This is a genomic window from Actinomadura sp. DC4, from assembly GCF_030406325.1.
Lineage (GTDB): Bacteria > Actinomycetota > Actinomycetes > Streptosporangiales > Streptosporangiaceae > Actinoallomurus.
In genome coordinates, this window is sequence record NZ_JAUEQY010000015.1 from 169,933 (window position 1) to 195,354 (window position 25,422).

General features: G+C 71.3%; 23 protein-coding genes. 13 read left to right on the top strand and 10 right to left on the bottom strand.

From position 1 onward, the window contains the following. Positions 1-10: 10 nt before the first annotated feature. From QWU11_RS24680 to QWU11_RS24710, 7 genes are all read left to right on the top strand, one after another. Positions 11-766, top strand: coding sequence for an HAD family hydrolase (locus QWU11_RS24680; protein WP_290116770.1), 756 nt, complete (start codon positions 11-13; stop codon positions 764-766). A 14-nt stretch (positions 767-780) separates the two neighbouring features. Continuing rightward, positions 781-3,153: a glycosyl hydrolase family 65 protein gene (locus tag QWU11_RS24685; RefSeq protein WP_290116771.1), complete on the top strand. Its 2,373-nt coding sequence runs from the start codon at positions 781-783 to the stop codon at positions 3,151-3,153. Positions 3,154-3,540: 387 nt separating this feature from the next. Continuing rightward, on the top strand, positions 3,541-3,717 hold the full coding sequence (locus QWU11_RS24690) for a CsbD family protein (RefSeq protein ID WP_290116772.1): 177 nt from the start codon (positions 3,541-3,543) through the stop codon (positions 3,715-3,717). A 116-nt stretch (positions 3,718-3,833) separates the two neighbouring features. Continuing rightward, a complete protein-coding gene (locus QWU11_RS24695) occupies positions 3,834-4,631 on the top strand; it encodes an amidohydrolase family protein (RefSeq protein ID WP_290116773.1) in 798 nt (265 codons plus the stop codon). Between the two features lie 85 nt (positions 4,632-4,716). Then, a complete protein-coding gene (locus QWU11_RS24700) occupies positions 4,717-5,655 on the top strand; it encodes a glucose-6-phosphate dehydrogenase assembly protein OpcA (protein ID WP_290116774.1) in 939 nt (312 codons plus the stop codon). Positions 5,656-5,802: 147 nt separating this feature from the next. Beyond that, positions 5,803-6,252 carry a hypothetical protein gene (locus tag QWU11_RS24705; protein WP_290116775.1) on the top strand — a complete coding sequence of 150 codons (450 nt, stop codon included), beginning with the start codon at positions 5,803-5,805 and terminating at the stop codon, positions 6,250-6,252. 48 nt (positions 6,253-6,300) lie between these two features. Beyond that, positions 6,301-7,233: a hypothetical protein gene (locus QWU11_RS24710; RefSeq protein WP_290116776.1), complete on the top strand. Its 933-nt coding sequence runs from the start codon at positions 6,301-6,303 to the stop codon at positions 7,231-7,233. Between the two features lie 4 nt (positions 7,234-7,237). Here the strand turns inward: QWU11_RS24710 and QWU11_RS24715 are convergent, their stop codons facing one another. Beyond that, entirely contained in the window at positions 7,238-7,891 is a 654-nt protein-coding gene (locus QWU11_RS24715) for a response regulator transcription factor (RefSeq protein ID WP_290116777.1), read from the bottom strand. After that, positions 7,875-8,963, bottom strand: coding sequence for a DUF5931 domain-containing protein (locus tag QWU11_RS24720; protein ID WP_290116778.1), 1,089 nt, complete (start codon positions 8,961-8,963; stop codon positions 7,875-7,877). The genes QWU11_RS24715 and QWU11_RS24720 overlap by 17 nt, the downstream gene beginning before the upstream one ends. A 189-nt stretch (positions 8,964-9,152) precedes the next feature. Here QWU11_RS24720 and QWU11_RS24725 point away from each other — a divergent pair, with 189 nt between their 5' ends. Then, positions 9,153-10,619 (top strand): serine hydrolase domain-containing protein, encoded by a 1,467-nt coding sequence (locus tag QWU11_RS24725; protein ID WP_290116779.1) that lies wholly within the window; start codon positions 9,153-9,155, stop codon positions 10,617-10,619. On the opposite strand, the gene QWU11_RS24730 is transcribed toward QWU11_RS24725, so the two are convergent. Next, positions 10,604-10,990 (bottom strand): MmcQ/YjbR family DNA-binding protein, encoded by a 387-nt coding sequence (locus QWU11_RS24730; RefSeq protein WP_290116780.1) that lies wholly within the window; start codon positions 10,988-10,990, stop codon positions 10,604-10,606. The genes QWU11_RS24725 and QWU11_RS24730 overlap by 16 nt on opposite strands. A gap of 41 nt (positions 10,991-11,031) precedes the next feature. Then, positions 11,032-11,427: a DUF1801 domain-containing protein gene (locus QWU11_RS24735; protein WP_290116781.1), complete on the bottom strand. Its 396-nt coding sequence runs from the start codon at positions 11,425-11,427 to the stop codon at positions 11,032-11,034. 66 nt (positions 11,428-11,493) lie between these two features. Between QWU11_RS24735 and QWU11_RS24740 the strand changes: the two genes are divergently transcribed. Next, positions 11,494-11,859 carry a DUF427 domain-containing protein gene (locus QWU11_RS24740; RefSeq protein WP_290116782.1) on the top strand — a complete coding sequence of 122 codons (366 nt, stop codon included), beginning with the start codon at positions 11,494-11,496 and terminating at the stop codon, positions 11,857-11,859. Positions 11,860-11,868: 9 nt separating this feature from the next. Here QWU11_RS24740 and abc-f read toward each other — a convergent pair whose 3' ends face one another. Continuing rightward, complete coding sequence (gene abc-f / locus QWU11_RS24745) at positions 11,869-13,482, bottom strand: ribosomal protection-like ABC-F family protein (protein WP_290116783.1); 1,614 nt, start codon at positions 13,480-13,482, stop codon at positions 11,869-11,871. 242 nt (positions 13,483-13,724) lie between these two features. On the opposite strand from abc-f, the gene QWU11_RS24750 reads away from it, so the two are divergent. From QWU11_RS24750 to QWU11_RS24765, 4 genes are all read left to right on the top strand, one after another. Further along, positions 13,725-15,629 (top strand): hypothetical protein, encoded by a 1,905-nt coding sequence (locus QWU11_RS24750; RefSeq protein WP_290116784.1) that lies wholly within the window; start codon positions 13,725-13,727, stop codon positions 15,627-15,629. Positions 15,630-15,726: 97 nt separating this feature from the next. Continuing rightward, entirely contained in the window at positions 15,727-17,307 is a 1,581-nt protein-coding gene (locus QWU11_RS24755; RefSeq protein ID WP_290116785.1) for a Na+/H+ antiporter, read from the top strand. Between the two features lie 490 nt (positions 17,308-17,797). After that, on the top strand, positions 17,798-18,178 hold the full coding sequence (locus QWU11_RS24760) for a hypothetical protein (RefSeq protein WP_290116786.1): 381 nt from the start codon (positions 17,798-17,800) through the stop codon (positions 18,176-18,178). Beyond that, positions 18,175-19,413 carry a hypothetical protein gene (locus QWU11_RS24765; protein WP_290116787.1) on the top strand — a complete coding sequence of 413 codons (1,239 nt, stop codon included), beginning with the start codon at positions 18,175-18,177 and terminating at the stop codon, positions 19,411-19,413. The genes QWU11_RS24760 and QWU11_RS24765 overlap by 4 nt, the downstream gene beginning before the upstream one ends. Before the next feature lie 121 nt (positions 19,414-19,534). Here the strand turns inward: QWU11_RS24765 and QWU11_RS24770 are convergent, their stop codons facing one another. The 5 genes from QWU11_RS24770 to QWU11_RS24790 all read right to left on the bottom strand — a co-directional run bounded on the left by QWU11_RS24770 (position 19,535) and on the right by QWU11_RS24790 (position 25,270). Then, on the bottom strand, positions 19,535-20,242 hold the full coding sequence (locus QWU11_RS24770) for a hypothetical protein (RefSeq protein WP_290116788.1): 708 nt from the start codon (positions 20,240-20,242) through the stop codon (positions 19,535-19,537). A 141-nt stretch (positions 20,243-20,383) separates the two neighbouring features. After that, positions 20,384-21,367 (bottom strand): polysaccharide deacetylase family protein, encoded by a 984-nt coding sequence (locus tag QWU11_RS24775; protein WP_290116789.1) that lies wholly within the window; start codon positions 21,365-21,367, stop codon positions 20,384-20,386. Between the two features lie 32 nt (positions 21,368-21,399). Beyond that, on the bottom strand, positions 21,400-22,383 hold the full coding sequence (locus tag QWU11_RS24780; protein WP_290116790.1) for a glycoside hydrolase family 11 protein: 984 nt from the start codon (positions 22,381-22,383) through the stop codon (positions 21,400-21,402). A gap of 221 nt (positions 22,384-22,604) precedes the next feature. Continuing rightward, a complete protein-coding gene (locus QWU11_RS24785) occupies positions 22,605-24,188 on the bottom strand; it encodes a metallophosphoesterase family protein (RefSeq protein WP_290116791.1) in 1,584 nt (527 codons plus the stop codon). Positions 24,189-24,247: 59 nt separating this feature from the next. Then, the gene (locus QWU11_RS24790; protein ID WP_290116792.1) at positions 24,248-25,270 is read right to left on the bottom strand and encodes a glycosyl hydrolase; all 1,023 of its coding nucleotides are present in this window, start codon (positions 25,268-25,270) and stop codon (positions 24,248-24,250) included. Between the last annotated feature and the right edge of the window lie 152 nt (positions 25,271-25,422).

Sequence of the window (25,422 nt, forward strand, 5' to 3'; positions counted from 1 at the left end):
GGGACCGCTCATGCGCACCACGATCGCTCAATGCGTCCTCGACGACCTCGGCCGTACCGTGGCGTCGGTCATCTTCGGTGTGGACGGCGTCGTCGTGGACAGCGACCGCGCCTCGGCGGCGGCGTGGAAATCGGTGTTCGACCCGTTCCTGCGGTCCCACGCGATGGTGTACGAGACGCTGTACGTGCCCTTCGACGTCTTCCTCGACCATCCGGCGCACATGCGCGGCCGGCCGCCCCTCGATGGCGCGCGCGACTTCCTCGCCTCCCGCGGCATCAGGCTGCCCTACGTCGACCAGCGCGTCTTCGTGGTGCGCCACGAGGAGTTCTTCCGCGGCGAGGTCCGCAGGCACGGCGTCTCACCCGTCGCCGCGACGGTCGCCTTCGTTCGCGAACTGCGCCGGTACGGCGTGCGCACCGCCGCGGTCTCCGAGCGGTGCTGCGGGTCGGAGCTGCTCAGGAGGGCCGGCGTGGCGGAGCTGTTCGACGTGCTGCTGGACGGCCTGGACGCGCCCGGGATCAGGCTTCCGGCGACCGTGGACGCGGCGCTGTTCGAGGCGGCGGCACGGCGGCTCGGCGAGCCACCGGAACGTACGGCCGTCATCGAGGGTTCGACCGCGGGCGTGGCGGCCGGGCGGTACGCCGGGTTCGGCGCCGTCGTCGGCGTGGACCCGACCGGGGGAGCCACGGGCCTCGGCGAGCAGGGCGCGGACCTCGTGGTCACCGACGTCTCCCGACTCCGGCTGCGTCACCGACGCATCGCCTGAGCGACGGGTCGCTGATGACGACCTGGCGTATCGATCATGAGGGTTACGATCCAGGCCGGGAACGACTGCGTGAGGCGTTGTGCACTCTTGGCAACGGTTACTTCGCCACGCGCGGCGCGGCGCCGGAGACCTCGGCGGGACCGGCGCACTACCCCGGCACGTACGTCGCCGGCTGTTACGACCGGCTGTCCTCGCTGGTCGCGGGCCGTACGGTCGTCAACGAGGACGTCGTCAACGTGCCCAACTGGCTGCCGCTGACCTTCCGCGCCGAGGGCGGCGCCTGGTTCACCCCGGACCGGTTCGAGCTCCTCGACCACACCCAGGAGCTCGATCTCCGTGAGGGCCTGCTCACCCGGCGGCTGCGCTACCGGGACGAGGCCGGGCGCGTGACCGCCGTGGAGCAGCAGCGGCTCGTGTCGATGAGCGAGCCGCACCTCGCGGCGCTGGAGACCACGGTTCGCCCGGAGAACTGGTCCGGAATCCTGGAGATCTACTCGGGCCTCGACGGGTGGGTGCGTAACGACGGCGTGGAGCGCTACCAGAACCTGTCCGGGGCGCACCTGGTCTACCGCGACGCCGGCGCCGACGGCGACCTGGTCTGGCTCGACGTCGAGACCGTCACCTCGGAGACGCGGATCGCCGAGGCGGCCCGCACGAGGATCCTGATGGGGGAGGAGACCGGGCGCGAGGTCCGCGGCGCGCCCGGGTGGATCGCCCACCAGCTCACCGTCCAGGCCGGGCCGGACGCCCCGGCGACGGTGGAGAAGGTCGTCGCCCTGCACACGTCCGGCGACGGGGGTGCCGCCGAGGCGGCGCGCGCCGAGGCCGCGGGCGCCGGGTGCTACGGCGAGCTGCGCGAGCGCCACGTCGCCGCGTGGGCGCGGCTCTGGGAGCACGGCCGCCTCGACGTCGGGGGCGGGCCGCCGCAGCGTGCCGTCAACCTGCACCTGTTCCACCTGCTCCAGACGGTCTCGCCGAACACGGCCGGCCTGGACGTCGGCGTGTCGGCGCGCGGCCTGCACGGCGAGGCGTACCGCGGCCACGTGTTCTGGGACGAGCTGTTCGTGCTGCCCTTCCTCAGCCTGCGCCTGCCGGAGGTCGTACGGTCCCTGCTGCTGTACCGCTGGCGGAGGCTGCCGGCGGCGCGCGAGGCGGCGCGGGAGGCCGGGTACGCGGGCGCGATGTTCCCCTGGCAGAGCGGGAGCGATGGCAGCGAGGAGACCCAGCTCCTCCACCTCAACCCCCGGTCGGGCCGGTGGCTGCCGGACAACTCGCGTCTCCAGCGGCACGTCGGCCTGGCGATCGCCTACAACGTCTGGCATCACTACCAGGCGACCGGCGACCTGGACTTCCTGTCCGAGTACGGCGCGGAGCTGCTGCTGGAGATCGCGCGGTTCTGGGCGAGCATCGCCACGCTTCGCGACGGCCGGTACGACATCGGCGGTGTGATGGGGCCCGATGAGTACCACGACGCGTATCCGGGGGCGTCCGGGCCGGGCCTGGACAACAACGCCTACACCAACGTCATGGCGGTCTGGACGCTGTGCCGCGCCCTCGACACGCTGGAGGCGCTGCCGGCCGAGCGGCGCGCCGAGCTGCTCGAGCGGCTGGCGCTGACCGAGGACGAACTGGCGCGCTTCGAGGACGTCAGCCGGCGCATGCGGGTGATCTTCCACGCCGACGGAGTGATCAGCCAGTTCGAGGGTTACGAGGGTCTCTCCGAGCTCGACTGGGCGGCTTATAGGAGCAAATATGGCGACATCCGCCGTCTCGACCGGATCCTGGAGGCCGAGGGCGACAGCCCGAACCGCTACAAGGCGTCCAAGCAGGCCGACGTCCTCATGCTGTTCTACCTGCTGTCCGCCGACGAGGTGTACGCGCTGTTCGAGCGCCTCGGCTGTCCGGTCGACCGGGAGACGATCCCGAAGACCGTGGCGTACTACCTGGCCCGCACCTCACACGGCTCGACGCTGAGCGCGGTCGTGCACGCGTGGGTCCTGGCCCGCTCGGACCGCCCCGCGTCGTGGAGGTTCTTCCTGGAGGCCCTCGACGGCGACCTGTACGACGTCCAGGGCGGGACGACGGGCGAGGGCATCCATCTCGGCGCGATGGCGGGCACCCTCGACCTGGCCCAGCGCTGTTACACCGGGCTCGAACTCCGCGGCGGCGTGCTGCGGCTGGACCCCGTCCTGCCGGAGGGCCTGCCGGTCCTGTCGATGGAGCTGTGGTACCGCGGCGACGGGGGACTGCGGCTGCGCGCCGGCCCGGACGGCGTGGAGGTCGGCCTGCCCGCGTCGGCCCGGCAGCCGATCGAGGTCGTCGTGGACGACGGGCGCGCCACCACACTGCCGCCCGGCCGGTCGCTCCGCTTCGGCCACCGGACCTGAGCTCAGGGGCCGGCGGCCGAAGCGATCGTCTCTCCCAACGACCGCTGGGCGCCCTTCCGCAATGGAAGAACGCCCAGGATCGGTGGAGAAGGAAAAGTCAGCCGTGAGGCTTTCAGCCACGGCGGAGCAGAAGAATCACGAGCACGACAACGAGGATGAGTACGACGGTGCCGATGCCGATATACATGAAATGTGCCTCCGATGTGCTGTTTTGTCTGCCGCCCGGTCCTGCAGCGGCAGGTGTACGACCCGATCTCTACCCTCACGAATAAGTACAAACATCTTTGTTCGCGGCATGCCACGCGGTTTCCGCACATCTCTCGGGGCCGGTTAGGAAGCGGCATCGAGGGCAGGGGGACATCTCGACCAACTCGAGAGAGGACGCCGATGAGCACAGGCGACAAGATTAATAACAAGGTCGAAGAGACCAAGGGCGAGGTCAAGGAGACGACCGGCCGGGCCGTGGGCAACGAAGAGCTCCAGGCCGAGGGCGAGGCCGACCAGGCCAAGGGCAACCTCAAGCAGGCCGGCGAGAAGATCAAGGACGTCTTCAAGAAGAAGTGACCCGCGGGTCTCCGGTGCCGGCGGCGGCCGCGTGTCGCCGCCGGCACCGTTCGTCTGCGCGGCCGCACCGGCTACGGTGCTGACTCCCGGCCCGTACGCACGTAGGATCCGCACCCGTGCCCGACCTCGATGGGCTCGTCGACGTCCACGCGCACTTCACCACCGGCCGTTACGTCGAGGCGGCCGAGGCCGCCGGCCACCGCGAGCCGGACGGCATGCCCGAGGCCCACTGGCCCCGCTGGAACGCGGCCGAGCACCTCGAACTCATGGAGCGCGTCGGCGGCGCGACCGCGATGCTGTCGATCTCCTCGCCGGGCGTCCACTCCGGCGACCTCGGCGCGGCCGGCGTGGTGCTCATGAGCAACAGCCGCGGCGCGTACCTCGGCGACGAGCGGCTGGCCCCGATGCCGGCCGAGCTCGACCGCCGCCGCGCGGCCGTCTTCCTGCACCCCACCTCGGCCGTGGGACACGAGCACGTCGACTGCGGGCGCCCCCGGCCGATGATGGAGTTCCTCTTCGACACCGCGCGCAGCGTCGTGGACTTCGTCCTGTCCGGGCACGCCGAGCGCTATCCGGGCCTGCGGCCGATCGTTCCGCACATGGGCGGGGTCCTGCCCCTTCTCGCCGTACGGGCCGAGCTCTTCCGGCCGCTCCTCGGCGACACCGGGGACGGCCCGTCCGTGACCGAGACCCTGCGCCGCTTCCACTACGACCTCGCCGGGGCGCCGAACGCCGAGCAGCTGGCCGCGCTGGCCTCGATCGCCCCGCCGGAGCACCTGCTCTACGGCAGCGACTACGCCTGGACCCCCGCCGAACTCCTGCCGTACGCGGCTTCGGCGCTGGACTCCCTGATCCCCGGCGGCACGTGGCGGGAGCGGACCGCCCGCAACGCCCGCGCGCTCTTCGGGCGATAAGCGAACCCTGAAGGGGTCCGGGCCGTACGCGGTTGGGAGAATGGGAGCGTCCGTCAACGGCCTGCCGGGCGCGGAGGTGACCTGCATGATCATCGATCTCGCGAACACCGACACGCGGACGATCCAGGACGCGCTGACCGCCGCCCGGCACAGGGTCGGCCAGCCCGCCACCGGCAAGGTGCTGACGCTGGTCATCGTGACGAGCGAGGCGTCGCAGTACGACGCCCTGCGCGCGTCGACCGAGGCGGCGCGGGAGCACCCGTGCCGGATCCTCGGCGTCATCCCGCGCGGCGGCAGGGAGGAGCCCCGGCTCGACGCCGAGGTGCGCATGGGCGAGGGCGGACCCGGCGAGATCGTGCTGCTCCGGCTGTACGGCGAGGTCGCCGAGCACGCCGACTCGGTCGTGCTGCCGCTGCTGGTCCCCGACACTCCCGTCGTCGTTTTGTGGCCCGACACGGCGCCACGACGGCCGAGCGTCGACCCGCCGGGCGCCCTGGCCCAGCGCCGGGTCACCGACACGGCCGCCACCGCGAACCCGCTCGCCGCGCTGAAGCGTCTCGCGACCGCGTACATGCCGGGCGACACCGACCTCGCCTGGACGCGCATCACACCGTGGCGTTCGCTGCTCGCCGCGACGCTCGACCAGCCCCACACCGAGATCACCGCCGGCCGGATCGAGGCCTCGCCGGACAACCCGAGCGCGGCGCTGCTCGCCGGTTGGCTCGCCGTGCGGCTGGCCGTGCCGTGCGAGGTGTGCGACTCCTTCGGCCCCGGCATCACCGCCGTACGGCTGACCACCGATTCCGGGCAGATCGCGGTGACCCGTCCGGACGGCCGGTGCGCGACCCTGTCCGAGCCCGGCGTGCCGGACCGCGAGGTCGCCCTGCACCGGCGGCCGGCCGCCGAACTGATCGCCGAGGAACTCCGCCACCTCGACCCCGACGAGGTGTACGAGGAGGCCGTCACCCGCTACGCCCAGGGCCTGAACGGTGCGCCCCGGCGCGTGAAGGCGGGCAGGCCGTGACGGCTTAGGATGGTGGCCGGTTTCGTCGGTCTCGCGGGGGAGTGTTGGGCCATGTCCGGTCGGCGGATGGTCGGGTTAGCCGTATTCCTGGCGGCCGTGTCCGGATGCTCCTCCGCAGGCGCTCCGGTACGTGCCACCCCCCCGCTTGTGGCCCCGTCCGCGACGGTGCAGTCGCCGGCGGAAGGTGGCCGCGTATGCGTCACCGGCCGTACCTCCTCCGAAGGGAAGAGCCACGGGCTGGTCACCGTCGGAGGGCATCCCACCGCCGTCGTCGCGGTGTGGCTTCCGTCGCTGGAGCAGAGCCCCTGCCGTACGGCGCTCACCCGCGGGGACGCGTCCACCGCACGGCGTCTCGCGAAAGACGTCAGGAAGGCGCCGAAGCCCCCGAGTGGGACGTTCAACTGCCCGAATGACAACGGCCGCGGCGCACGGCTGTACTTCGCGCATGACGGCACCGCGGACCTGGTCGAACTGCGCCTCGCGGGGTGCCGGGGCGTCTCCGCGCCGGGCCGGGGGACCCGTACGCTGACCGACCGGCTGGCCCGCGACCTGGCGCCGATCGCGCCGAGCCCCTGGCACGACGGCCTCGCCCACTGAGTACTCCTACTCATCCGCACCACAGGGGCCGGCTGCCACGATCGCGAGGTGGCTGATCTCAGGACGGATTCCCGGCGGTACGCGCCGGTGACGGGTCGCGTGGCGCTGGCCGCGTGCACGGGCGGCGCGCTGGCGGTCGCGGCGCTCGCGGGGGCGGTCGCGACGGCCGCGCTGGTGCCGTGCCGTGCGCAGGGGCTGGGATGCCTGGGGTACCTCCTGCTCGCCATCGCCGGGGCCCTGTCCGTCGCCGCGATCGCCGCGTGGCCGATCCTGCACGCGCTCAAGGTACGGCCCGCGCTGCCCGTGGCGGTCCTCGGACCGTCCACGGCCCTCGCGATCGGCTGGTTCTGCGCCAAGACGCGCGGGGGCGGCGGGTTCGCGGCGAGCGGAGTCCTCCTGGAGGCCGCGCTCGGGTACGGGATCGCCGCGTTCGCCACCGCCGGTGCCGTCCACTGGTGGTGGCGAGTCGCGGCCGTGGCGGCCGTGGCCGCGCTGGTACCCCTCGCGGGCTGGATCGGCACCCATCGGGCCGACCGCGCGTACGACCGCGAGATCACCGGGGCCGGCGTCCCGCTCCTCGCGCCGGACCTGCCGGGCTACGCGATCGAGAACGCCCACGCCGACCCGTACGCGCGCACCCTGGGCTACGAGCTGACGCCCCGGAGCCTGCCCACGACCGCGCCGGACTACGAACGCGCCGGCCGGACGATCACCGTCCTGGTCACGCCCGTCCCCGCGCGGTTCGCGCCCCCCGCCCGCTGTAACTTCAGTGACGCGTACCGCCCCGACCAGCCCTGCGCCGCCGCCGGCCCGGAGCTGTGGCGCCGTACGACGGCCGGTCCCGAGGTCGACTACCTGACCCGCCGGGGGACCGTCCTGGTCAACGTCTCCCAGGGCGGCGACCTCATCGACGAGCCCCTGCTCCGCCGCGTCGTCACCGGGCTGTCACCGCGCCCCGCGGCCGACTTCCGTCCGCGCTGAGCGCCTACTCGATGCCCTCTTCAAGCGCGTAGCGTACGAGCTGCGCCTTGTTGTGGAGCCGCAGCTTGCCGAGGGTGTTCTGCACGTGGTTCTGGACGGTCCGGTGCGACAGCACGAGACGCTCGGCGATCTCCGGATAGGTCAGGCCCTTGGCGATGAGACGCAGGATCTCGATCTCCCGGGCCGTGAGCCGGGGCACGTCCGGCTCCGCGGAGGTGTCCAGGCGGCGATACTCGCCCAGGACCAGCCCGGCCAGGCCGGGGCTGAAGACCGCCCGGCCGGCCGCCGCGGACCGGATCGCCGCCGTCACCTCCTCGAGCCGCGCGGACTTCAGCAGGTAGCCGGTGGCGCCCGCGGCCACCGCGTCGAGCAGGCCCTGCCGCTCGTCGCTCGCCGACAGGATGAGCACGCGGATCGACGCGTCCGCGGCCAGCAGCCGGCGGGTGACCTCGGCGCCCGGCAGGTCGGGCAGGTGAAGGTCGAGCAGGACGACGTCCGGGCGGGTGGCGCGGAGGAGCCGCAGCGCCTGCGCCCCGTCCTCGGCGGTGCCGGCGAGCGTGAAGCCTCGTTCGGCGAGCTTGTCGGCGAGGCCGTCGCGCCAGATCGGGTGGTCGTCGACGACCAGCACCCGCAGCGGTTCGTCAGTCGCGGGGCACACGGAGCTCCACCTCGGTCCCTCGTCCCGGCGCGGAGACCACGCAGGCCTCCCCGCCCACCTGGTTCATCCGGCCCACGATCGACTGCGCGACCCCGATCCGGCCGGCCTGCGCCGCCCGTGCGAGCCGGTCCCCGGCGAACCCGGGGCCGTCGTCGCGCACGCTCACCGTGACCGTCTCGCCCTCGTCCTCCAGCAGGATCCAGGCCCGCGCCTCCGGACCGGCGTGGCGGCGCACGTTGTCCAGCGCCTCGCGGACCGCGCCCGCGAGCGCCGCGGCGGCCGCCTCCGGCAACGGCACCGCGCCCGCCGGGCAGGAGACCGTGACCCGCTCCCGCGCGAGCGGCTCCAGCAGCGTCCGCAGGTCGACCTGGCCTCCGCCCGCCGGCGGCGGCGCCGCCACCAGCGACCGGAGCGCCGTCTCCTGCTCCCCGGCCAGCCTGCCGAGCTCCGCGGCCTCGCCGCCGATCTCCTTGCCACGCCGGCCCACGAGCGCCAGGACCTGGAGCACGGAGTCGTGGATGTCGCGGGCGATCCGCTCCCGCTCGGCCGTCGCCGCCTCCCGCCGGGCGGCCCGGTCCAGCGTGTCCTCGGCGCGGACCAGGAGCCGTACGACGAGCCCGCCGACGACTCCGGTTATCAGGAGCAGCACGATCCCGTTGAAGGTGTTCTGCGGCAGATCCTGGCGTTCGAGCAGGTCCGCGGCCGAGACCGCGGCGGCGCCGGCCAGCCCCGCCCAGGGCCCGCCCGCGACCGCGCACGCCAGCACGGAGGCCGCCACCCAGGAGACCGGCAGGGTCGCCGCGCCGTGCTCGATGTGGGCCGCCGTGTCGATCCACCGGGTGCTGAGGACCGCCGCGACCGCGACCGCCACGTCCGCGGCGACCAGCGGTGTCCTCCGCGACCGCGGGTAGGCCAGAGCCGTCAGCACGGACCAGCCGCTCATGACCGCGAGGACGAGAATCCCGCCGGCGGGCCGCGCGTAGTCCCCGAAGTCGCGCAGGATCAGCGCCCCGGCGTAGGCGAGCGCGACGAAGCGGAACACCGCAACCGCCCGCCACATCTGCTCGACCACACCAGTGACAGTAAGGCCTCGCCGGCCGGTCTCCCGGCGCGGCCGTCCGCCACGTTACGATCGTGAACGGCGGTGCCGGCCGCCTCTGGGTCCGCGGGCAGAGCTGCAAGCTCACCGGCCTTCGCCTGACGATCGACGGCAGCTCTTTCCAGCCCGGCGTCGCGGACCCGCGGGCGCGGAAGGACTGCCATGCCCGATTCGCCACGCCGGCTTCCCGGCCGGCCGAACCTCCGCCACCTCAAGCTCGAGGCGAAGCGCCGCCTGGCCGCCGGAGAGTTCACCGCACTTCACCAGGCCCAGCTGGCCATCGCCCGTGAGCACGGGCTGCCGAGCTGGACCGCTCTCAAAGAGCTCGTGCTCACGGGCGAAGGCCGGCACGCGTTCGCGCAGGTGATGTGGGTGATCGCGCGGTTCCGCGACGCCGGTTCCGCGGGCTGGGCGGCGCCGGCCGAGGACGAGCTCCGCGAGCACTTCGACGACGGTTACCTGCGCCGCGTCCCGCCGCAGGCGATGGCCGGCGGGCTCGGCCGCGCGGCCGGCCGGCTGGGCGGGGAGCTCGTCATCGCCGGCGAGACGCCGACGCGGATCCGCGCGCAGGTCGCCGACCTGCGCATCGAGGCGGCGGTCGAGCCCTCTCCTCCGCACCGGATGACCGTGCTGCGCGTCTATCCCGGGGGCGAACGTGTCACGGACGCCCGCGTCGCGTCGCCGTCCAGCCGCACGTCCGGGGCGGTGCCGCCGACGGCGGCCGAGGCCGCCGAGGCCTCGTTCGCCGGTCTCGGGCTGGCCGGCCTCGTCGTGGCGGGCGAGGACTGGACCCTCGCCCGGGGGTGGGCCGACCTGTCGCGGAACGAGCCTCTGCGCCCCGGCCACCTGTTCCCGGCGTACGGGGTCACCAAGCTCATCACCGCGGCCGTCGTGCTCCGCCTCGTCGCCGCCGGCCGCGTGGGACTGGACGACCCGGCCGGCGCGTACCTGCGTACGGTCCGGCCGGCCGACGCGTCGGTGACCGTGCGGGAACTCCTCGCCCACATCGGCGGTGTGGACGACCCGGAGGAGATGTTCGCCGACGTCGTGCCCGACGTGCGGTCGCTGTTCGGCCCGGTCGCGGCGTGCGGCGGTCCGCGCGGTGTGTTCGGCCCGGGCAACGGCGGCTACGCCCTGCTCGGGCAGCTGATCGCCGACGTCACCGCGTCGCCGTATCCGGAGGCGGCCAGGCGCCTCGTGCTGGAGCCGCTGGGGATGGACCGTTCGTGGTTCCCCGGCGCCCTGCCGCCGGACCGTGCCGTGGCGGGCCACCGCCTGCGCGACGGCGTGCTGGAACCGGACCCGGTCCGGCTGTGCGTCGTCCCGGCCGCCGGGGGCCTGTGGACGACCGCGTCGGACCTCGTGCGGTTCGGCGCGCGGTGGCGGACCCTGCTCCCCGGCGACCTGGCCCGGGAGGCGCTGCGGCCCCAGGACGCGGACGCGCGGATCGGCCTGGGCTGGCTGCTCGCCGAGGGCGCCGCGGGCCATCCGGGCGGCGGCCCCGGAGCGTCGGTGTCCCTGCTCATCCGCCCGGACGGCGGCCCGGTGACGGTGGCCCTGACGAACCGCCTGATCCCGATCGAGCGCCTGAACGCCCGCGTGCTCTCCGGCCTTCAGCGTCCGAGGTAGCCCTCGGCCACCGCGGCCGGCGCGCACGCGAGCCAGCCGTCGACGACCGCCTCGCGCAGGGCGGTCTCGGCGGCGGCTCCCAGCTCGATGAGCACGGCCGCGTAGCCGTCGAAGTGCGGAATGGTGAAGAACCCGTCATGCCCGGCGGCGAGCACGGCCTCCTTGCCACTGAGATCCTCGACGCGTACGGCGAGAATGGGCCCGTCCGGCGGCGTCGCGTCCCCGAACCGCTTCAGATCCGCCTTGCTGAACGGCCGTACCCACGCGAACGCCTTCCCCCCGACGGACCACGTCCGGTTCCCGTACCGCTCACCCTCGACGACCTCGGGCAACCCCGAAACGATCCGCGCCACGTCCTCCACCGTCACCACACCCGTACCGTACTGCCGAGCGGCGGCGACCCCGCCCGCGCTCAGGTCTGGCGTTTGAGTTTGCGCCAGCCGCCGGCGCGGTTGTCGGCGATGATCTGTTTCAGCATGGCGGTGAGGGCCGGGGCGTTGACCGGGTCGTCGCGGCGGAAGGCCACCGTGCGGGCGGTCTTGTTGTCGTGGCCTCCCGTGATGATGCCCTCCGGGTCGGGGACGATGGCGCCGTCGTACAGGAAGACGTTGACGTGGTCCTTCGCCGCCAGCAGCGCGCAGACGTTGCCCCGCAGCACGAAGTACGGGCGGTCGGTCCGTTTGATCGTCTCGGTGATCTCCTCGTCCGCGGCGTGGACGAGGTCGCGTACCTCGCGGCAGATGGCCTGCTGCCAGTCCGGCAGGCGCTCGATGTAGGCGTCGACGCGCGGGTCGGTAACGTAGGTCATGAGTGGTTCGCCTCTCCGCCGGATCCGGTCACCTTAGACGCCGGCGCATCTGATGGGATTGGCGGCATGAGCACACGAGGACATGACATCGAGGTCGCACCCGCGTCGGATCAGGTCGTGGTGCGGGTCGGGGACGTGGTCGTCGCGACCTCCTCCCGGCCGGTCGTACTCACCGAGACGGGCTGCCCGCCGCGCTACTACCTGCCGGCCGAGGACGTGAAGACCGACCTGCTCCGGTCGTCCGACACGACCTCGCACTGCCCGTTCAAGGGTGACGCCGTCTACTTCTCCGTGGAGACCGACGGCGGTGTGGCCGAGGACGTGATCTGGTCCTACCCGGAGCCGTTCCCGCGCGTCGAGCAGGTCAAGGACCTGTACGCCTTCTGGTCCGAGAAGCCGGGCGTCACCCTCGAGGTGAACGGGCAGGCATAGGCGCCCCTCTCAGTACTCCGCCAGGCGCCCCTCGGACAGCCGCAGCCGGCGCGTCACGTTGATCTCGGCGAGGAACCGTTCGTCGTGGCTGACCACCACGAAGGCCCCCTCGTACGCCGCCAGCGCGCTCTCCAGCTGCGCGACGCTGACCAGGTCGAGGTTGTTGGTCGGCTCGTCCAGCAGCAGGAGCTGCGGGGCCGGTTCGGCGCACAGGACGCAGGCGAGCGTGGCGCGCAGGCGTTCGCCGCCGGACAGGACGCCGACCGGCAGGTGCGCGCGCGCCCCGCGGAACAGGAAGCGGGCCAGGAGGTTCATCCGGTCCGGTTCCAGCATGCCGGGCGCGAACGCGGCGAGGCTCTCGGCCACCGTACGGTCGGCGTCCAGCAGATCCAGGCGCTGGGAGAGGTAGGCGACCCGGCCGTCGGCCCGCCTGGTCTCACCGCCCTCCGGTGCCAGCTCGCCGCCGACCACGCGCAGCAGCGTGGACTTGCCGGCGCCGTTGGGGCCGGTCAGCGCGATGCGTTCGGGGCCGCGGATGACCAGGTCGACGCCGTCGAACAGCGCCCTCTCGCCGTACCGGACCCGCATCCGCTCGCCGAGGAAGACCGTACGCCCGGCCGGGACGTTCGTCCCGGGAAGCTCGAGTGCGATCTTCTGCTCCTCGCGCAGGGCGCGGCCGGCCTCGTCGAGCCGGGCCTTCGCGCCGGCGACGCGGGAGCCGTGCGTCTCGTCGGCCTTGCCCGCCGACTCCTGGGCGCGCCGCTGCATCGCCCCGGCGACGATCTTCGGCAGCCCGGCGCTCTTGATGTTGCGCGCGGCGTTGCCCGCCCGCTTCGCCGCCCGTTCGCGGGCCTGCTGCATCTCCCGCTTCTCCCGCTTGACCTCCTGCTCGGCGTTGCGGATGTTCTTCTCGGCGACCTCGCGCGCACCGCGTACGGCCTCCTCGTACGCGGTGAAACCGCCGCCGTACGAGTGGATCTCGCCCTGGTCGAGCTCGGCGATGCGGTCCATGCGGTCGAGCAGCGCCCGGTCGTGGCTGACGAGCAGCAGGCAGCCGTTCCAGTCGTCGAGCACCGTGTAGAGGTGCCGGCGCGCGTCGAGGTCGAGGTTGTTGGTCGGCTCGTCGAGCAGGAGGACGTCCGGGCGCTTGAGGAGCTGGGCCGCGAGGCCGAGGGAGACGACCTGGCCGCCGCTGAGGGTGTCCAGGCGCCGGGAGAGGGAGAGGTCCCCGAGTCCGAGCCGGTCGAGCTGGGCGCGGGTGCGCTCCTCGATGTCCCAGTCGTTGCCGATCGTGGTGAAGTGCTCCTCGCTCGCGTCGCCGGCCTCGATGGCGTCGAGCGCCGTGATCACCGGAGCGATCCCGAGGACCTCGGCCACGGTCAGTCGTCCGGTGAAGGGCAGGCTCTGGGGGAGGTAACCGAGCACCCCGTCGACGGACACCGACCCGCCGCCGGGCCGGTACTCACCGGCGATGAGTTTGAGCAGCGTGCTCTTCCCGGCCCCGTTCGGCGCGACGAGGCCCGTACGGCCGCCGCCGACGGTGAAGGACAGGTCCTCGAACACGGGGGTGTCGTCGGGCCAGGAGAAGGTGAGACCGGAACAGATGATGAACGCGTCGGACATGTGAGAGCCCTCGAGTGTGAGCCGGGACGCCCGGCAGGGGGGTTCGGTGGGACGACAAGACGGCCACGGCCGCGCGCTCAGGCGCCTGCCAGTGGCCGATCACTTCCGGTATCACCCGGAAATGTCGTCGTCACCTACCACGATCTGATCTCCCTCGTATCCGAACACTCGCGTTTCACCGTAGCAGGAGCCGCCGTCCACGCAAGCCGCAGCGGCACGGGCCAGGTGGTATCACTGGTCGCATGGCCTCTCCCGGTCCGTCCCTTCCCCTCGGCGCCGCTCCGGACTGGGTGCCCGCGGACGTACGTTCGTGGAACGACACGACTCAGGTCAGAAAAGCGGCAGGAAGCCTCAGGGCCAAGGAGAAGTACGACTTCCAGCGGGCGTGCCTTCCGTACCTTCAGACCGTCCTCGACGGCGACGCGATCGAGGTTCCGGAGATGGGCGGATGGGACGCCGCCGGCATCGATCATCTGGCGTGGGCCGAGGACGGCCGGAGACTGAGAGCCGTCGTCCAGTGCAAGGGCTTCGGCGTCGCGCAACACGAGATCGGCGGGGCCCAGGCCGCCCAGTGCGTGAGGAGCATCAGACGATTCCAGGAGTCGGGCCTCACCACGGACGCCTATGTGCTGCTGCACAACCGGGAGAACAAGGACACCGGTTTCCACGACGCGGTGACCTCGGCGCTGATCGCGCTTCAGCGGAGCGGCGCCGCCGGATGGGTGGACCTGTGGGACCGCAAGCGTCTGCTCGGCATGGTCTGCGCGCGTCTTTCGGAACTGGTCGAGAGAGCTTGGCGGAGGCAGAGCGATGACCTCCGGGGCCGGATGAACGCGCTCCTCGGCGAGGACCACCTGACGGAGGTGCCGCTGTCCGCAGGCACCTACCACTTCTCCGGCAACGATCTGGTCGGCGCGTTCGAGGCGACGACGAAGCTCGCGGACCCCGCCCACGAACTCATGAGCGGCGGCGGCGGCAAAGGCCTCCGTCTGCTGCTGGGCGGGTTCGGGTACGGGAAGACGGCGGCCGCGCTGCGGATCTCACAGATACTCGGGCGAGAGGCTCTCTATATTCCGGCGGCACTGCTCCGCGCGGATCACAGCGGCGGCCGTGCCCTCCTGAGGCAGGTGATCGATCCGGTGGCGCTGCTCGAACAGATCCCGGACGCCGACATGCAGGCGATCGAGCCGCTGGCGGAGGTCGTGTCGGAGAAGCTGCTCCGCAGACCACGCGGAGACATCCTGCTCGTGGTCGACGGCCTGGACGAGGCGCCGCTGGCCCATCGTCGCAACGGCGTGGCCCAGATCCTCAACGAGGTCTCCGACGTGCGCGTCCCCGTCCTGCTCACCATGCGCACCGAGTTCTGGCATGCGAAGCACGAGGAACTGGCGGGCGCGCTCAGCCCCCATCCGTACGCCGGTGCCAGGATGTCCGCGGTGGAGCTGCGCCCATGGGCCGATCCGGAGATCCGCTCCCTGATCGCCCGCGCGCGGAGCAGGGCCGGTGAGACCGGTGAGGTGGAGGCCGGGCACAACCTGTCCGAATTGCTCGACCTCATCGGTAGAGAGCCGTTCGCCGCGCTCTATGAGGACATCCCACGCCGGCCCCTCTTCCTCCAACTGCTGATCTCCGATGTCGCGGCCGAGGGCGTCCGCCGTCTCGACCCGGTGACGCTCATGGACAGCTGGGTCGCCCGGAAACTCCGCCGCGACCTGCTGAATCCGGAACTGATCTCTCCCGGAGGCGACCACCGTCCGCCGCTCGTTTCCGCGGGTGAGAGCCTGGACACCGCGCTGGCGCGCTCGTGGGACCTGATGGACACGGCCGCGGGCCAGACCCTGCCCGCCGAGCCGGTCGCCGGCACCGAGCCGGACCTGGGATCGAGCGTTCGATGGGATTCGCTCGTCGCGGTGCTCCCGTGGCTGGAGACCCGTCGCGACCTCGGGGCGGTCTCCACCCAGACGCTCCTCCTTCCGCTCGGGCCGCACAAGGCGGGGCGTGCTCCGCGGCTGGTGTTCGCGCACCGCGCGTTTCAGGAGTTCTTCGCCGCCCGTCACGTGCTGATCGAGGGCCGTCCCCTCGACGGCACGATCCCCCCTGCCGTCAGAGAGTGGACCGGGCGCATGAGCGCGATCGGGTACCCCTGACGCGCCGCCGTACGGGGCCGGCTCGCCGAGGTGGAGGGCGCCGCCGACCAGGCCTGACCGTGCTGGACCGGCGTTTTTCCGGGTAGAGAACGCGATCATGGGCGCGTCATCGCTGTTCGTCCTCGGCCTGGCCATCACGGTCGTGGTCCTGCTCTCGCAGGCCCTGGCCGGGCGGATCGGCATGCCCGAGGCGATCCTGCTCGTGCTGCTGGGCACGGCGGCGGGGTTTCTGCCCGGCGTGCCGGAGACGCATCTGCCGCCGGAGATCGTGCTGTTCGGGTTCCTGCCGCCGCTGGTCTACCACGCGGCGTTCTTCACCGCGCCCCGTGAGGCACGGGCCGACGTGGTCCCGATCACGACGCTCGCCGTCGGCCTCACGCTCGTGACGACCTTCGCCGCCGCAGCGGCGGCCCACTGGGCGATGCCCGCGCTGAGCTGGGCGCTCGCCATCGCGTTCGGCGCGGCGGTGGCCCCGACCGACGCCGTCTCGGCGACCGCGATCCTGCAGCGGCTCGGCGCCCCGCTGCGGCTCGTGACCATCGTGGAGAGCGAGAGCCTCATCAACGACGGCGTCGCGCTCACCGCCTTCGGCCTGGCGATCGAGGCGCTCACGACGAACTACACCCCGGGCCACGTCCTGGTCCGTACGGGTGAGGTGGCGGCCGGCGGGGTGGCGTACGGCCTGCTCGTGGGCTTCGTCCTGGCCCGCGTACGGCGCCGGATCCGCGATCCCCGCAGCCAGCTGGTGGTGTCGCTGCTGACGCCGTACCTGGCGTACGTGCCGGCCGAACGCCTCGGCTTCTCGGGCGTGCTGGCCACGGTCACGGCCGGGTTCTACTTCGGTACGCGCGGGGAGGGCATGCTCCAGCCGGCGACGCGGGTGCCCGGGCAGCTGTTCTGGCGGATGCTGGTCTTCCTGCTGGAGTCGGCGCTGTTCGTGCTGCTCGGCCTGCAGGTCCGCGGCATCGTCGGTGAGGTCGCCGGGCACACCTGGTCGCGGGTGGCCCTCGCCGTGCTGGCCGTCGCCGCGGTGATCGTGTCGCTGCGCCTGCTGTGGGTGTTCCTGGTCTTCCCGCTCGCCCGCTTCCTGCCGGGCCGCCACCTCGGCTTCGACCACCTGCCGTGGCGGGAACGGGTCGTCATCGGCTGGAGTGGCATGCGCGGCGCGATCTCGCTGGCCCTGGTGCTGTCGCTGCCGGTGAGCGTGCACGGCCACGCGCTCGCGGGCCGGGGCGAGCTCATCTTCCTGGCGGCGGCGATCGTCTTCGTGACGCTGATCGGCCAGGCCACGACACTGCCGCTCGCACTCCGCCGGTTCGGCCTGGGCGAGGCGGACCGCGCGCGGATGGAGCAGATGCGCACACACCGGGCGATCATCGAGACGGCCCTGTCCCGGATCGACGAACTCGCCGGGCGGGGCGAGGTGGACGACCGCACCGCGCGGACGTTCCGGCAGCTGTACGAGGACCGCCTGGAGCGGGTCCGCGCCGCCCTGGACGACGAGCCGGAGGAGGAGGGCCTGACCGACGCCCTCATGGTCCGGCGGGAGATCCTGCGGGCCCAGCGGGACAGACTGCGCTCGCTCTATCGCAAGGGCAAGATCGGCATGGACACGAGACGGGCCGTGAGCCGCCGCCTCGACCTGGAGGACCGCGAGGTCCGCCGCGACGTTCACTGACGTGCGCGAGACCCGGGGCGGTACCACAGGCCCGTCATCGCGTCCGACCGGCCGCTGATCGCCAAGTGTACCGGCATCGACCGCGACTACCGGGTACGCGCCCTCGCCGAAGGCGGCTGCGAACGGCTGCTCGACAGCTTCCGCCCGATGATGCGGTGGAACCCACCCGTGCTGGAGGCCGATTATCCGGTCCATCGGGACCAGGTGCCGGCCGGCCGCGGTCTCCTCCTCGTCCCCGGATTCTTCTGCTGGCGTAGACCCATCACACTGGTCGGCCCGGCCCTCCCACCGGTGCCCGTCGACCCGATCGCCCGTGACTGCCGCGTCGTCGAGGAGGACCCGCAGCGCGACCGCTCGCTGGCCGACCTCCTGGGCCGTACGCGCGCCGCCGTGCTGGACGCCGTCGCCGGCGGAGCGCCGGCCTCTTATCGTCATTACGGGCTTGGTGCTGCCTTTCCCGTCGTTTATTTCTCGGCTATATTCTCGCGCCATGGCGACTGGTGTGTACATCGATGTCCCTCAGGATCTGGCCGATCTTCTCGCGGAAGACGGCTTTCGCCGGGCCGGGGTCAAGCGTGGGGTGGAGGTCGTCGACGCCGTCCAGATAGGGGTCGGTCTCGGCGCCAATCTCGTCACCATCCTGCTCGCGAAATATCAGATTCCACAATTCGTCAAACATTGGTGGAATTTCGCGCGCGGAGGTGGACCGGCCGAGCGCCGTAGTGTCAAAATCACCTTTGAGGCCGACGGCGAGCCCGCGGCGCTCACGTTCGAGCACGAGCACGACGGTCCTCCGCCCGAAGTGGTGGTACGAGCGATGATCGCCTGCCTGGAGTCGCTGATCCGGCCCCCCGAGAGCGGTCCCGAGTGAGGGACCGCCGCGAGCCGCCGGGAGCGCCGGGGACGATCAACCTCGACACCGGACGCCTCAAGAAATTGCTCATCGAGAGGAACACGCTCGAATTACGCCACGTCCGAGCAGACGCCGAAGTCGGTCGGCTGACGCAGGAGCAGAACGTCTTGGTAGGGCGGTCGAACGCCACTACCGACCGTCTCCAGCGAGCCAAGCTCGACGCGGAGTACAAGAAACGTACTAAGGATGTCGATAAAAGTCGCGCCGAGCGCGAGAAGATCCTCAAGGAATTCCACCGAAAGGAACTCGAGATCGCCGACGTCGTAGCGGCGCTCTGGGAGGCCGCGCAGGCATTCATCGCGGCGAGTACCAGGAGTGCGGCTCACTCCGACTCCGCCGCGGCCGACGAGCTGGTTCGCCTGGCGGCCACGCTGCACGCTGTTGAAGGCGCGACCACGAAGAACACCAGTGCGATCGCGACGGCCGAAGCCGCCGCCCGCAGCGCCGCCGAGGGCGTCGAGCGCCTGTCCCGGTCGGTCCACGACATCGAGCGGGGCCTCTCCGGTCAGCCGCCACCCGGGCGGAGGCGGATCCTCCAGATCGGCGGAAGGCCGGACGTACCCGCCACCCCGGAGCTCTCGGAGGAGGAGAAGGCGACGCTGCCGGAGAACACCACGGTGTTGCTGTTCGCCTCCGAGCCCCGTGATCTTCCCCGGCCCGACCTGGCTCAGGAGATCACGGAGATCCTGAGGCGGATCGACGAGGCGGAGTTCGGCGACCGCATCGACCTGCGGCCGTGGCCCGCCACGCAGCCGTTCGACCTGCTGCCGAATCTCAACCGGCACAAACCGCACATGGTCCAGTTCAGCGGGCACGGCCGGGAGGACGGGATCCTGCTGATGGGACCGAACGACAGATCCGAGCCGATCGAGGCGGACCAGCTGATCCAGATGCTCCGGTGGACCAACGTCAACCTGCGCATCGTGTTCTTCAACCTCTGTGACTCCGAAGCCCACGCGCGCCTCGCCGCCGAGTTCGTCGACGCGGCCATCGGCCTGCGCGGCGCCTTCTCCGACGCGCCCGCCAGGGAGTTCGCGGCGGCCCTCTACTCGGCGCTCGCCTTCGGCAAGTCCGTCGAACACGCCTTCCACCAGGCGTGCGCGAAGGTCCAGGGCTGGCCGGACGGCGCCTCGCCGCAGCTGTTCTTCCGCGAGGACGCCGACCCGTCCAGAATCGTCCTCGTGAAGCCGTAGCCCGCGGATCATCCGTACCTGAAGCGGCTCGTCACCTCGGACGGCGTGCCCGCCGCGGAGGCGCGGCGGGCAGCGACATCGGCGCGCTACGGCCCGGTCGTACGCGCCATGACCGGCGGTCTCAGCCCATCAGGTGGTCGACGTCGACGGCACCCGGGGGAGCGACGACGTTGAGCGGTGCGTTGTAGTCGAGCAGGTCGAGACCCTGGCCGGGCTTCGGCGGGTCGGGCTCGATGCGCATCGGATACGGAGTCCCGGTCGTCGCGACGTACATCGACGATCCGTCGTTCAGAAGCTGGAGCACCGGGACGCCGCCCAGGGTCGTCTTCTTGCCCTTCGTCACCGTCCCGTCGGCGGTCAGGCTCTCGGCGAAGTCCGCCGGCTTGGTCAGGCCCGCGAGCGGGCCGGAGCGGGTCTTCGACGAGTAGAACCAATGGTCGCCGATCACTCGCGCCACGGCCGCGCCGCCCTCGGCGCGGATCAGCTCAGGACTGCGCATGTACGTTCGCTTGCCGACGCAGCGGACATAAACGCGGGCGTTCGTTCCGTTCGACGGTGATTTTATGCTCCCGTCGCAGGCGTTCTGTCCCATCCGCAAGTCCATCTCGGTGCGTTTGCCGCTCTCGGTGAACGCGCCTTTGATGTGCACGGACCGGGCGTGCGCCAAGGCGTCCTGAGCGGCCTTGACGATGTCGGCCTCGGACTTGGCGGCGATGCCGTTGTCGGCCGGCTGCGCCGATGCCGCCGCGGACGGCGAACCGGCCGCGGACCTGCCGGAAGGCTTACTCGCATCGTTGCAGGCGGTCGTCCCGCCCAGACTTGCGATCACCGCAATGACGGCGATCCCCCGTATTTTCCCCATGAATACCAGACGTTTACCATTCCTTGCCGGTTTACCGGAGATATAGGGACCTGACCCGGCGACGGGCGCGGCGGCGAGGGGCCGCCGCGCCCGCGATACGCCGGGGGTTCAGCTCGTGCTGCAGGAGACCGTCGGCCAGGTCCACGTCCCGTTGGTCTGGACGGTGACGCCCCAGTTGTTGCCGCTGCCGTTGGGCCTGGCGGTGAGCACCTGGGCGCTGGGATAGCTCGCGCTGATGTTCCAGGTCGAAATGATCTTCTCGGGGGAGGGGACGTTCATGGTGACGGTCCAGTTGCTGGAGCCGGTGACCGCGACGTTGAGGTTGTACCGGTCGTTCCACTGCTGACCCGCCGACAGCGTCGCCGAACACGAGCCGCCGCCACCGCCACCGCCGCCACCGCCGTCGGGGGCCACGGCACGGCCGGTCTGCGGGGAGATCATGCCGGCGCACAGGCCGCGAGAGGCCAGCCCCTGCGCGATGCGCGGGATCGCGGCGAGCGTGTTGGCGGGCCACTCGTGCATCAAGATGATCTGGCCGTTGGTGAGCCGGGCGTTGGCCTGCACGATCGCGTCGGTGCTCGCGCCGTTCCAGTCCTGCGAGTCGACGTCCCAGATGATCTGCGTCAGGCCGTACTTCGCCTCGACCGACTGCAGCGTCGCGTTGGTCTCACCGTACGGCGGGCGGAACAGCTTCGGCGTGCCGCCGCCCGCGCCGGCGATGGCCTGTTGCGTACGGGAGATCTCCGAGTCGATCTGCGCCTGGCTCTCCTGCGTCAGGTGCGGGTGGGTGTAGCTGTGGTTGCCCACCCACATGCCGGCGTTGACCTCGGCCTGGACCTGGGAGGGGTACGAGGCGGCGAACTGGCCCTCGTTGAACATCGTGGCCCGCAGCCCGTTCTGCCGGAGCGCGTTGAGCAGGCCCGGGGTGTGGTCGTTGGACGGGCCGTCGTCGAAGGTGAGCCCGACGTACCCGTTGCAGGTGGCGGCGTGTGTCGGAGGCGCGCCGACGGTGACGGCGCTCGCCAGGGCCAGCGCGGCGCCGGCCAGTCCTGCGGCCAGGAGGCGTTTCGTCGGACGTGGTGCGGTTCGCATGCGAGAGGGTCCTCTCCGTGAATGGCCGGGGCTCAGTTCGTGCTGCAGGAGACCGTCGGCCAGGTCCACGTCCCGTTGGTCTGGACGGTGACGCCCCAGTTGTTGCCGCTGCCGTTGGGCCTGGCGGTGAGCACCTGGGCGCTGGGATAGCTCGCGCTGATGTTCCAGGTCGAAATGATCTTCTCGGGGGAGGGGACGTTCATGGTGACGGTCCAGTTGCTGGAGCCGGTGACCGCGACGTTGAGGTTGTACCGGTCGTTCCACTGCTGACCCGCCGACAGCGTCGCCGAACACGAACCGCCACCACCGCCGCCGCCTCCACCGGAGTCGCCCAGCGTGATGTTCGAGCTCCCGCTGCTCTGATAGCCCTCGGTCGCGAGGATCATGTAGTAATTGAAACTGCCGAGGTTCATCCCGTAACGGGCCCACGCGTCGAAATGGTTGCCCGTGGTGATCGTCCCGCCCGTCCTCTTCGACTGCCGGACGCTCCAGTACTGATTGAACGTCCGCGTGCCCTCGACCGAAGGGGCGTTGACGCGCGTCGTCTCGTAGATGTCGTACGTGCCGCCGTCACTGGTGACCGTGCCCTTGTACGTCCCCGTGGGCCGGTAGGTGCCCCAGTTGTCGACGATGTAGTACTCCACGAGCGGATTCGACGTCCACCCGTAGAGGGACAGATATCCGTTGCCGCTCGGATTGAAGGTGCCCGAGTAACTCACGGCCCGGCGTGAGCCGTTGCTCCAGCCCTTACCGGCGACGAAGTTCCCGGTGTTTCTCCACGAGGTGCCGTAATTGCCGGCCGCTCCCAGGTTCATGGAGACCGACCCGGGACTGTCGGTCCAGAACGAGTAGTAGTAGCCGTTGTCGGTGCCGGTCTGGTTCGAGGTGATGGTCGTGTCGGCGACGGCGGCGCCGGGCAGGATCGCCGCGGCGACGACCACCACGACCGTGCAGGCCGCGCGGATGAGCAGCCTGGTGCCGCCGCGCCGGCGGCTCTTGGGGCGGGCTTCGTTCATGTGCGTGCCTCCTCGGACGGCCGATCGCTGGGGCGAGTGTGAGCCGGGCACGCAACAACGTCAACGATAGGTTTCGAAATATTTCGAAAAGGCTGGTCATCGCCTGCTGCAGGAACCGCCTTCTGGCGTGCGTAGTGAAGGTGTCCGTCGGCGAGACACGGCAATGAAAACAGCATGAAAGTCACGCGTGATCACGGCGGAAGCGAAATGTTTCGGGGTGTCTAGCTCGTACGGCGCAGCGGCTTCCGCAGGACGAACCGGTCGAGTTCCCGGTAGTCGGGAGAGCCGAGACCGGCGCCGTAGTGCGTGACCGCGATCTGGGTGAAACCGCCCGGAACCCGGGGCTCGAAGTCGAACGCGGCGAACCCGTACGGCCGCCGCAGGTCGCGGTACGCGGACCACGGCGCGGGCTCGGTGGTGGTGAGAGGCTCGTGGCGGCGCAGCGGGTCGCCGGGGGCGACGTCGTACAGCACGACACCGTCATGCGGGCTGTCGAAGGCGTACCGCGGGGTGGTGTTGGGCTGCCCACCGCCGCCGATGGTCATGTGCACGGTGCCGTGGGAGGTGTCCATGACGGCGCGGTCGGTTCCGCGCGGCGCGGGCGTGAGCAGCGAGGCGCCCGGCAGGACGCCCCTCACGGGGAAGGTCCGCTCGAAGTGGTGTTCGTGGCCGGCGACGACGAGGTCGACCCCGTACCGGTCGAACAGCGGGACGAACTCACGGCGTACGCCGAGGTCGGCGCCGTTGTAGTGCGCGGAGGACATCGCGACCTGGTGCATGCAGACGACGATCCAGTCGACCGCGTCGTCGTCGGCGGCGTCGCGGAGCGTGCGTTCGAGCCAGGCCTTCTGCGCGCCGCCGCTGTAGCCGCGGATGTACGGGTCATAGCCCTTCGACCGGTAGCCGGGCAGGTTGTCGCGCAAGTACGTGTTGAAGCCGCCGTCCTGCAGGCACACGTCGTCGTTGCTGATGGAGATCACCCGGATGGGCCCGGCGGTGAAGGCGTACCAGTTCCCGGCGAACTCGCGCGAGCCGTTGCCGGGCAGGGCGAACCGGGTCCGGTACGACAGGAAGCCCTGCGGGCCGTTGCCGATCTCGTTCTCGTGGTTCCCCAGGCAGGGCATCCACGGGCGGTCGCGGGCCGAGCGCTGGTTGTTGAGGAAGAAGGCGCGCCAGGTGGCCGGCGGGTCGTCGCTGACATTGGCGTAACACAGGTCGCCGTTGAGCAGGTGGAACAGCGGATCGAGGCCGTTGACCGCGTCGACGACGTACCCGGCGTTGGGCGTGACGGGCCCGCGCCCCCGGCCGACCCTGGCCGGGATGCACTGGTCGCCGAAGCTGGTGAAGCGGAACCCCTTGGACCGGCCACGAGGAGCCGTACGGAAGGAGCCGCCCGGCGACGCCGGCGCGCCGCGGTGGGTGACCTGGTAGTCGTGGCGGGTGCCGGCGGCCAGGTGCGGCAGGACGGCGTGGTAGGTGAAGGTCTCCTGCCCGGTGAGGACGTCGGTGTAGACCCGCTCCTCGGCGGGGAACTCCGAGCCCAGCCCGTACCCGGGCCGGCCGAGCCGCACCGCCGGTCCGGCCACGCGCTGCGGCGCCGCCCACGACACCGCCATCTCCGACGAGGCGTCCGGGCCGAACTGCAGGTGCAGTTGCTCAGGAGCCGGGGCCCCCGCCTCCTGCGGCGTGGTCACCAGCGCGGCGGTGCCCGCGCGGGCCAGCAGTGGCGAGGCGACGGCCAGGCCGCCGAGCCCGCCCAGGAGCCGCCGCCGGGAGATACCGCCGGATGATCCGCGCTCGGTCACGCACACTCCTCCGCCCGATCAGGTCGGGACAGCGTACGCGGATCATCCGGCCGCCGTGATCAGGCCCCGAAGAGCGACTTGTAGAGGCTCGCGGCGGTGGTGTTCTGGCGGACGCAGTCGTCGGAGACGGGCCGGTAGAGGTTGGACTCCACCTCGCCCGCCTCACAGTTGTTGAAGTAGTTCTCGTAGGCCATTCCGGAGGCGTGCGCGGCGAACCAGTCGTGCATCCACTGGATGAAGGGCGGGTTCTCGCCGGTGGTGTTGCCGTCGGAGCCCGGCGCGACGCCCCACTCGCCGACGGAGAACTTCTTCCCGTGCGCGGCGGCGAAGGTGTACAGCCAGGTCATCCCCTCGGGCGCCGCCGCGATCTGGTTGAACTGGGCCTGCGAGGCGGCCGACGGATAGTGGTCGTAGTCGTCGATGCCGACGATGTCGACCACGTCGTCGCCCGGATAGCAGTTGGTGCTCACTCCGCCGCACACGTTGCCCGGCGTGGAGTGCGCGTTGATGGTCCAGTCGAAGACCGCCTTCGGGTCGGTCGCCCGGATGCCGAGCGCGGCGTTGCGGTAGCAGTTCATCCACGTCTGGGTGTTCTCGGCCCACCAGGGCATGAACGTCCCGTTGAACTCCCAGCCGAGCCGTACGATCGTGTCCGGGCGGCTCTTCCGCACCATGAGGCTGCCGAAGTTCTTCCAGTCCTGGTTGTGCGCACCACTGGCACAGGCGGCCAGGTCGCCGTGCGCGCCGTTCGGCACCAGGCTCTGGGAGACGACCAGCCGGCCCGGGAAACCCTTGAAGTTCTCGAACACCCAGCCGCTGCCGCTGGTCATGGAAGCCCAGCTCGTACGGTCGGTGTAGGTGTGGGCGACCCCGCAGGCCCGGCGTCGCCAGGTGCAGAAGGCGTTGACGCTGGCGGCGTCGAGGAGAGGGTCACCGTCGACGCCCGACAGGCCGGTGGTCCCCGGCCACGCGGCGGCCGCCCTGGCCGCCTGCGGCGACACGCTGCCGAGCCCGGCTCCCTGGGCGAGGGCGAACACGCTCACGGCCGCCACGGCAATGGCGATCAGTCTTTTTATGCCCATCCGAATCCTCTTTCTCGCGAGTCCGGAACATGGTGGCGTGCGACGGTCGTCTCGGCAAGAAATGCCGGGCGCTCTGCACCAGAAATGACAGATATGGGAGGGTATTGACGTGTTCGACCAGATTGCTTAACTTCATCTCACCAATTGTTGTC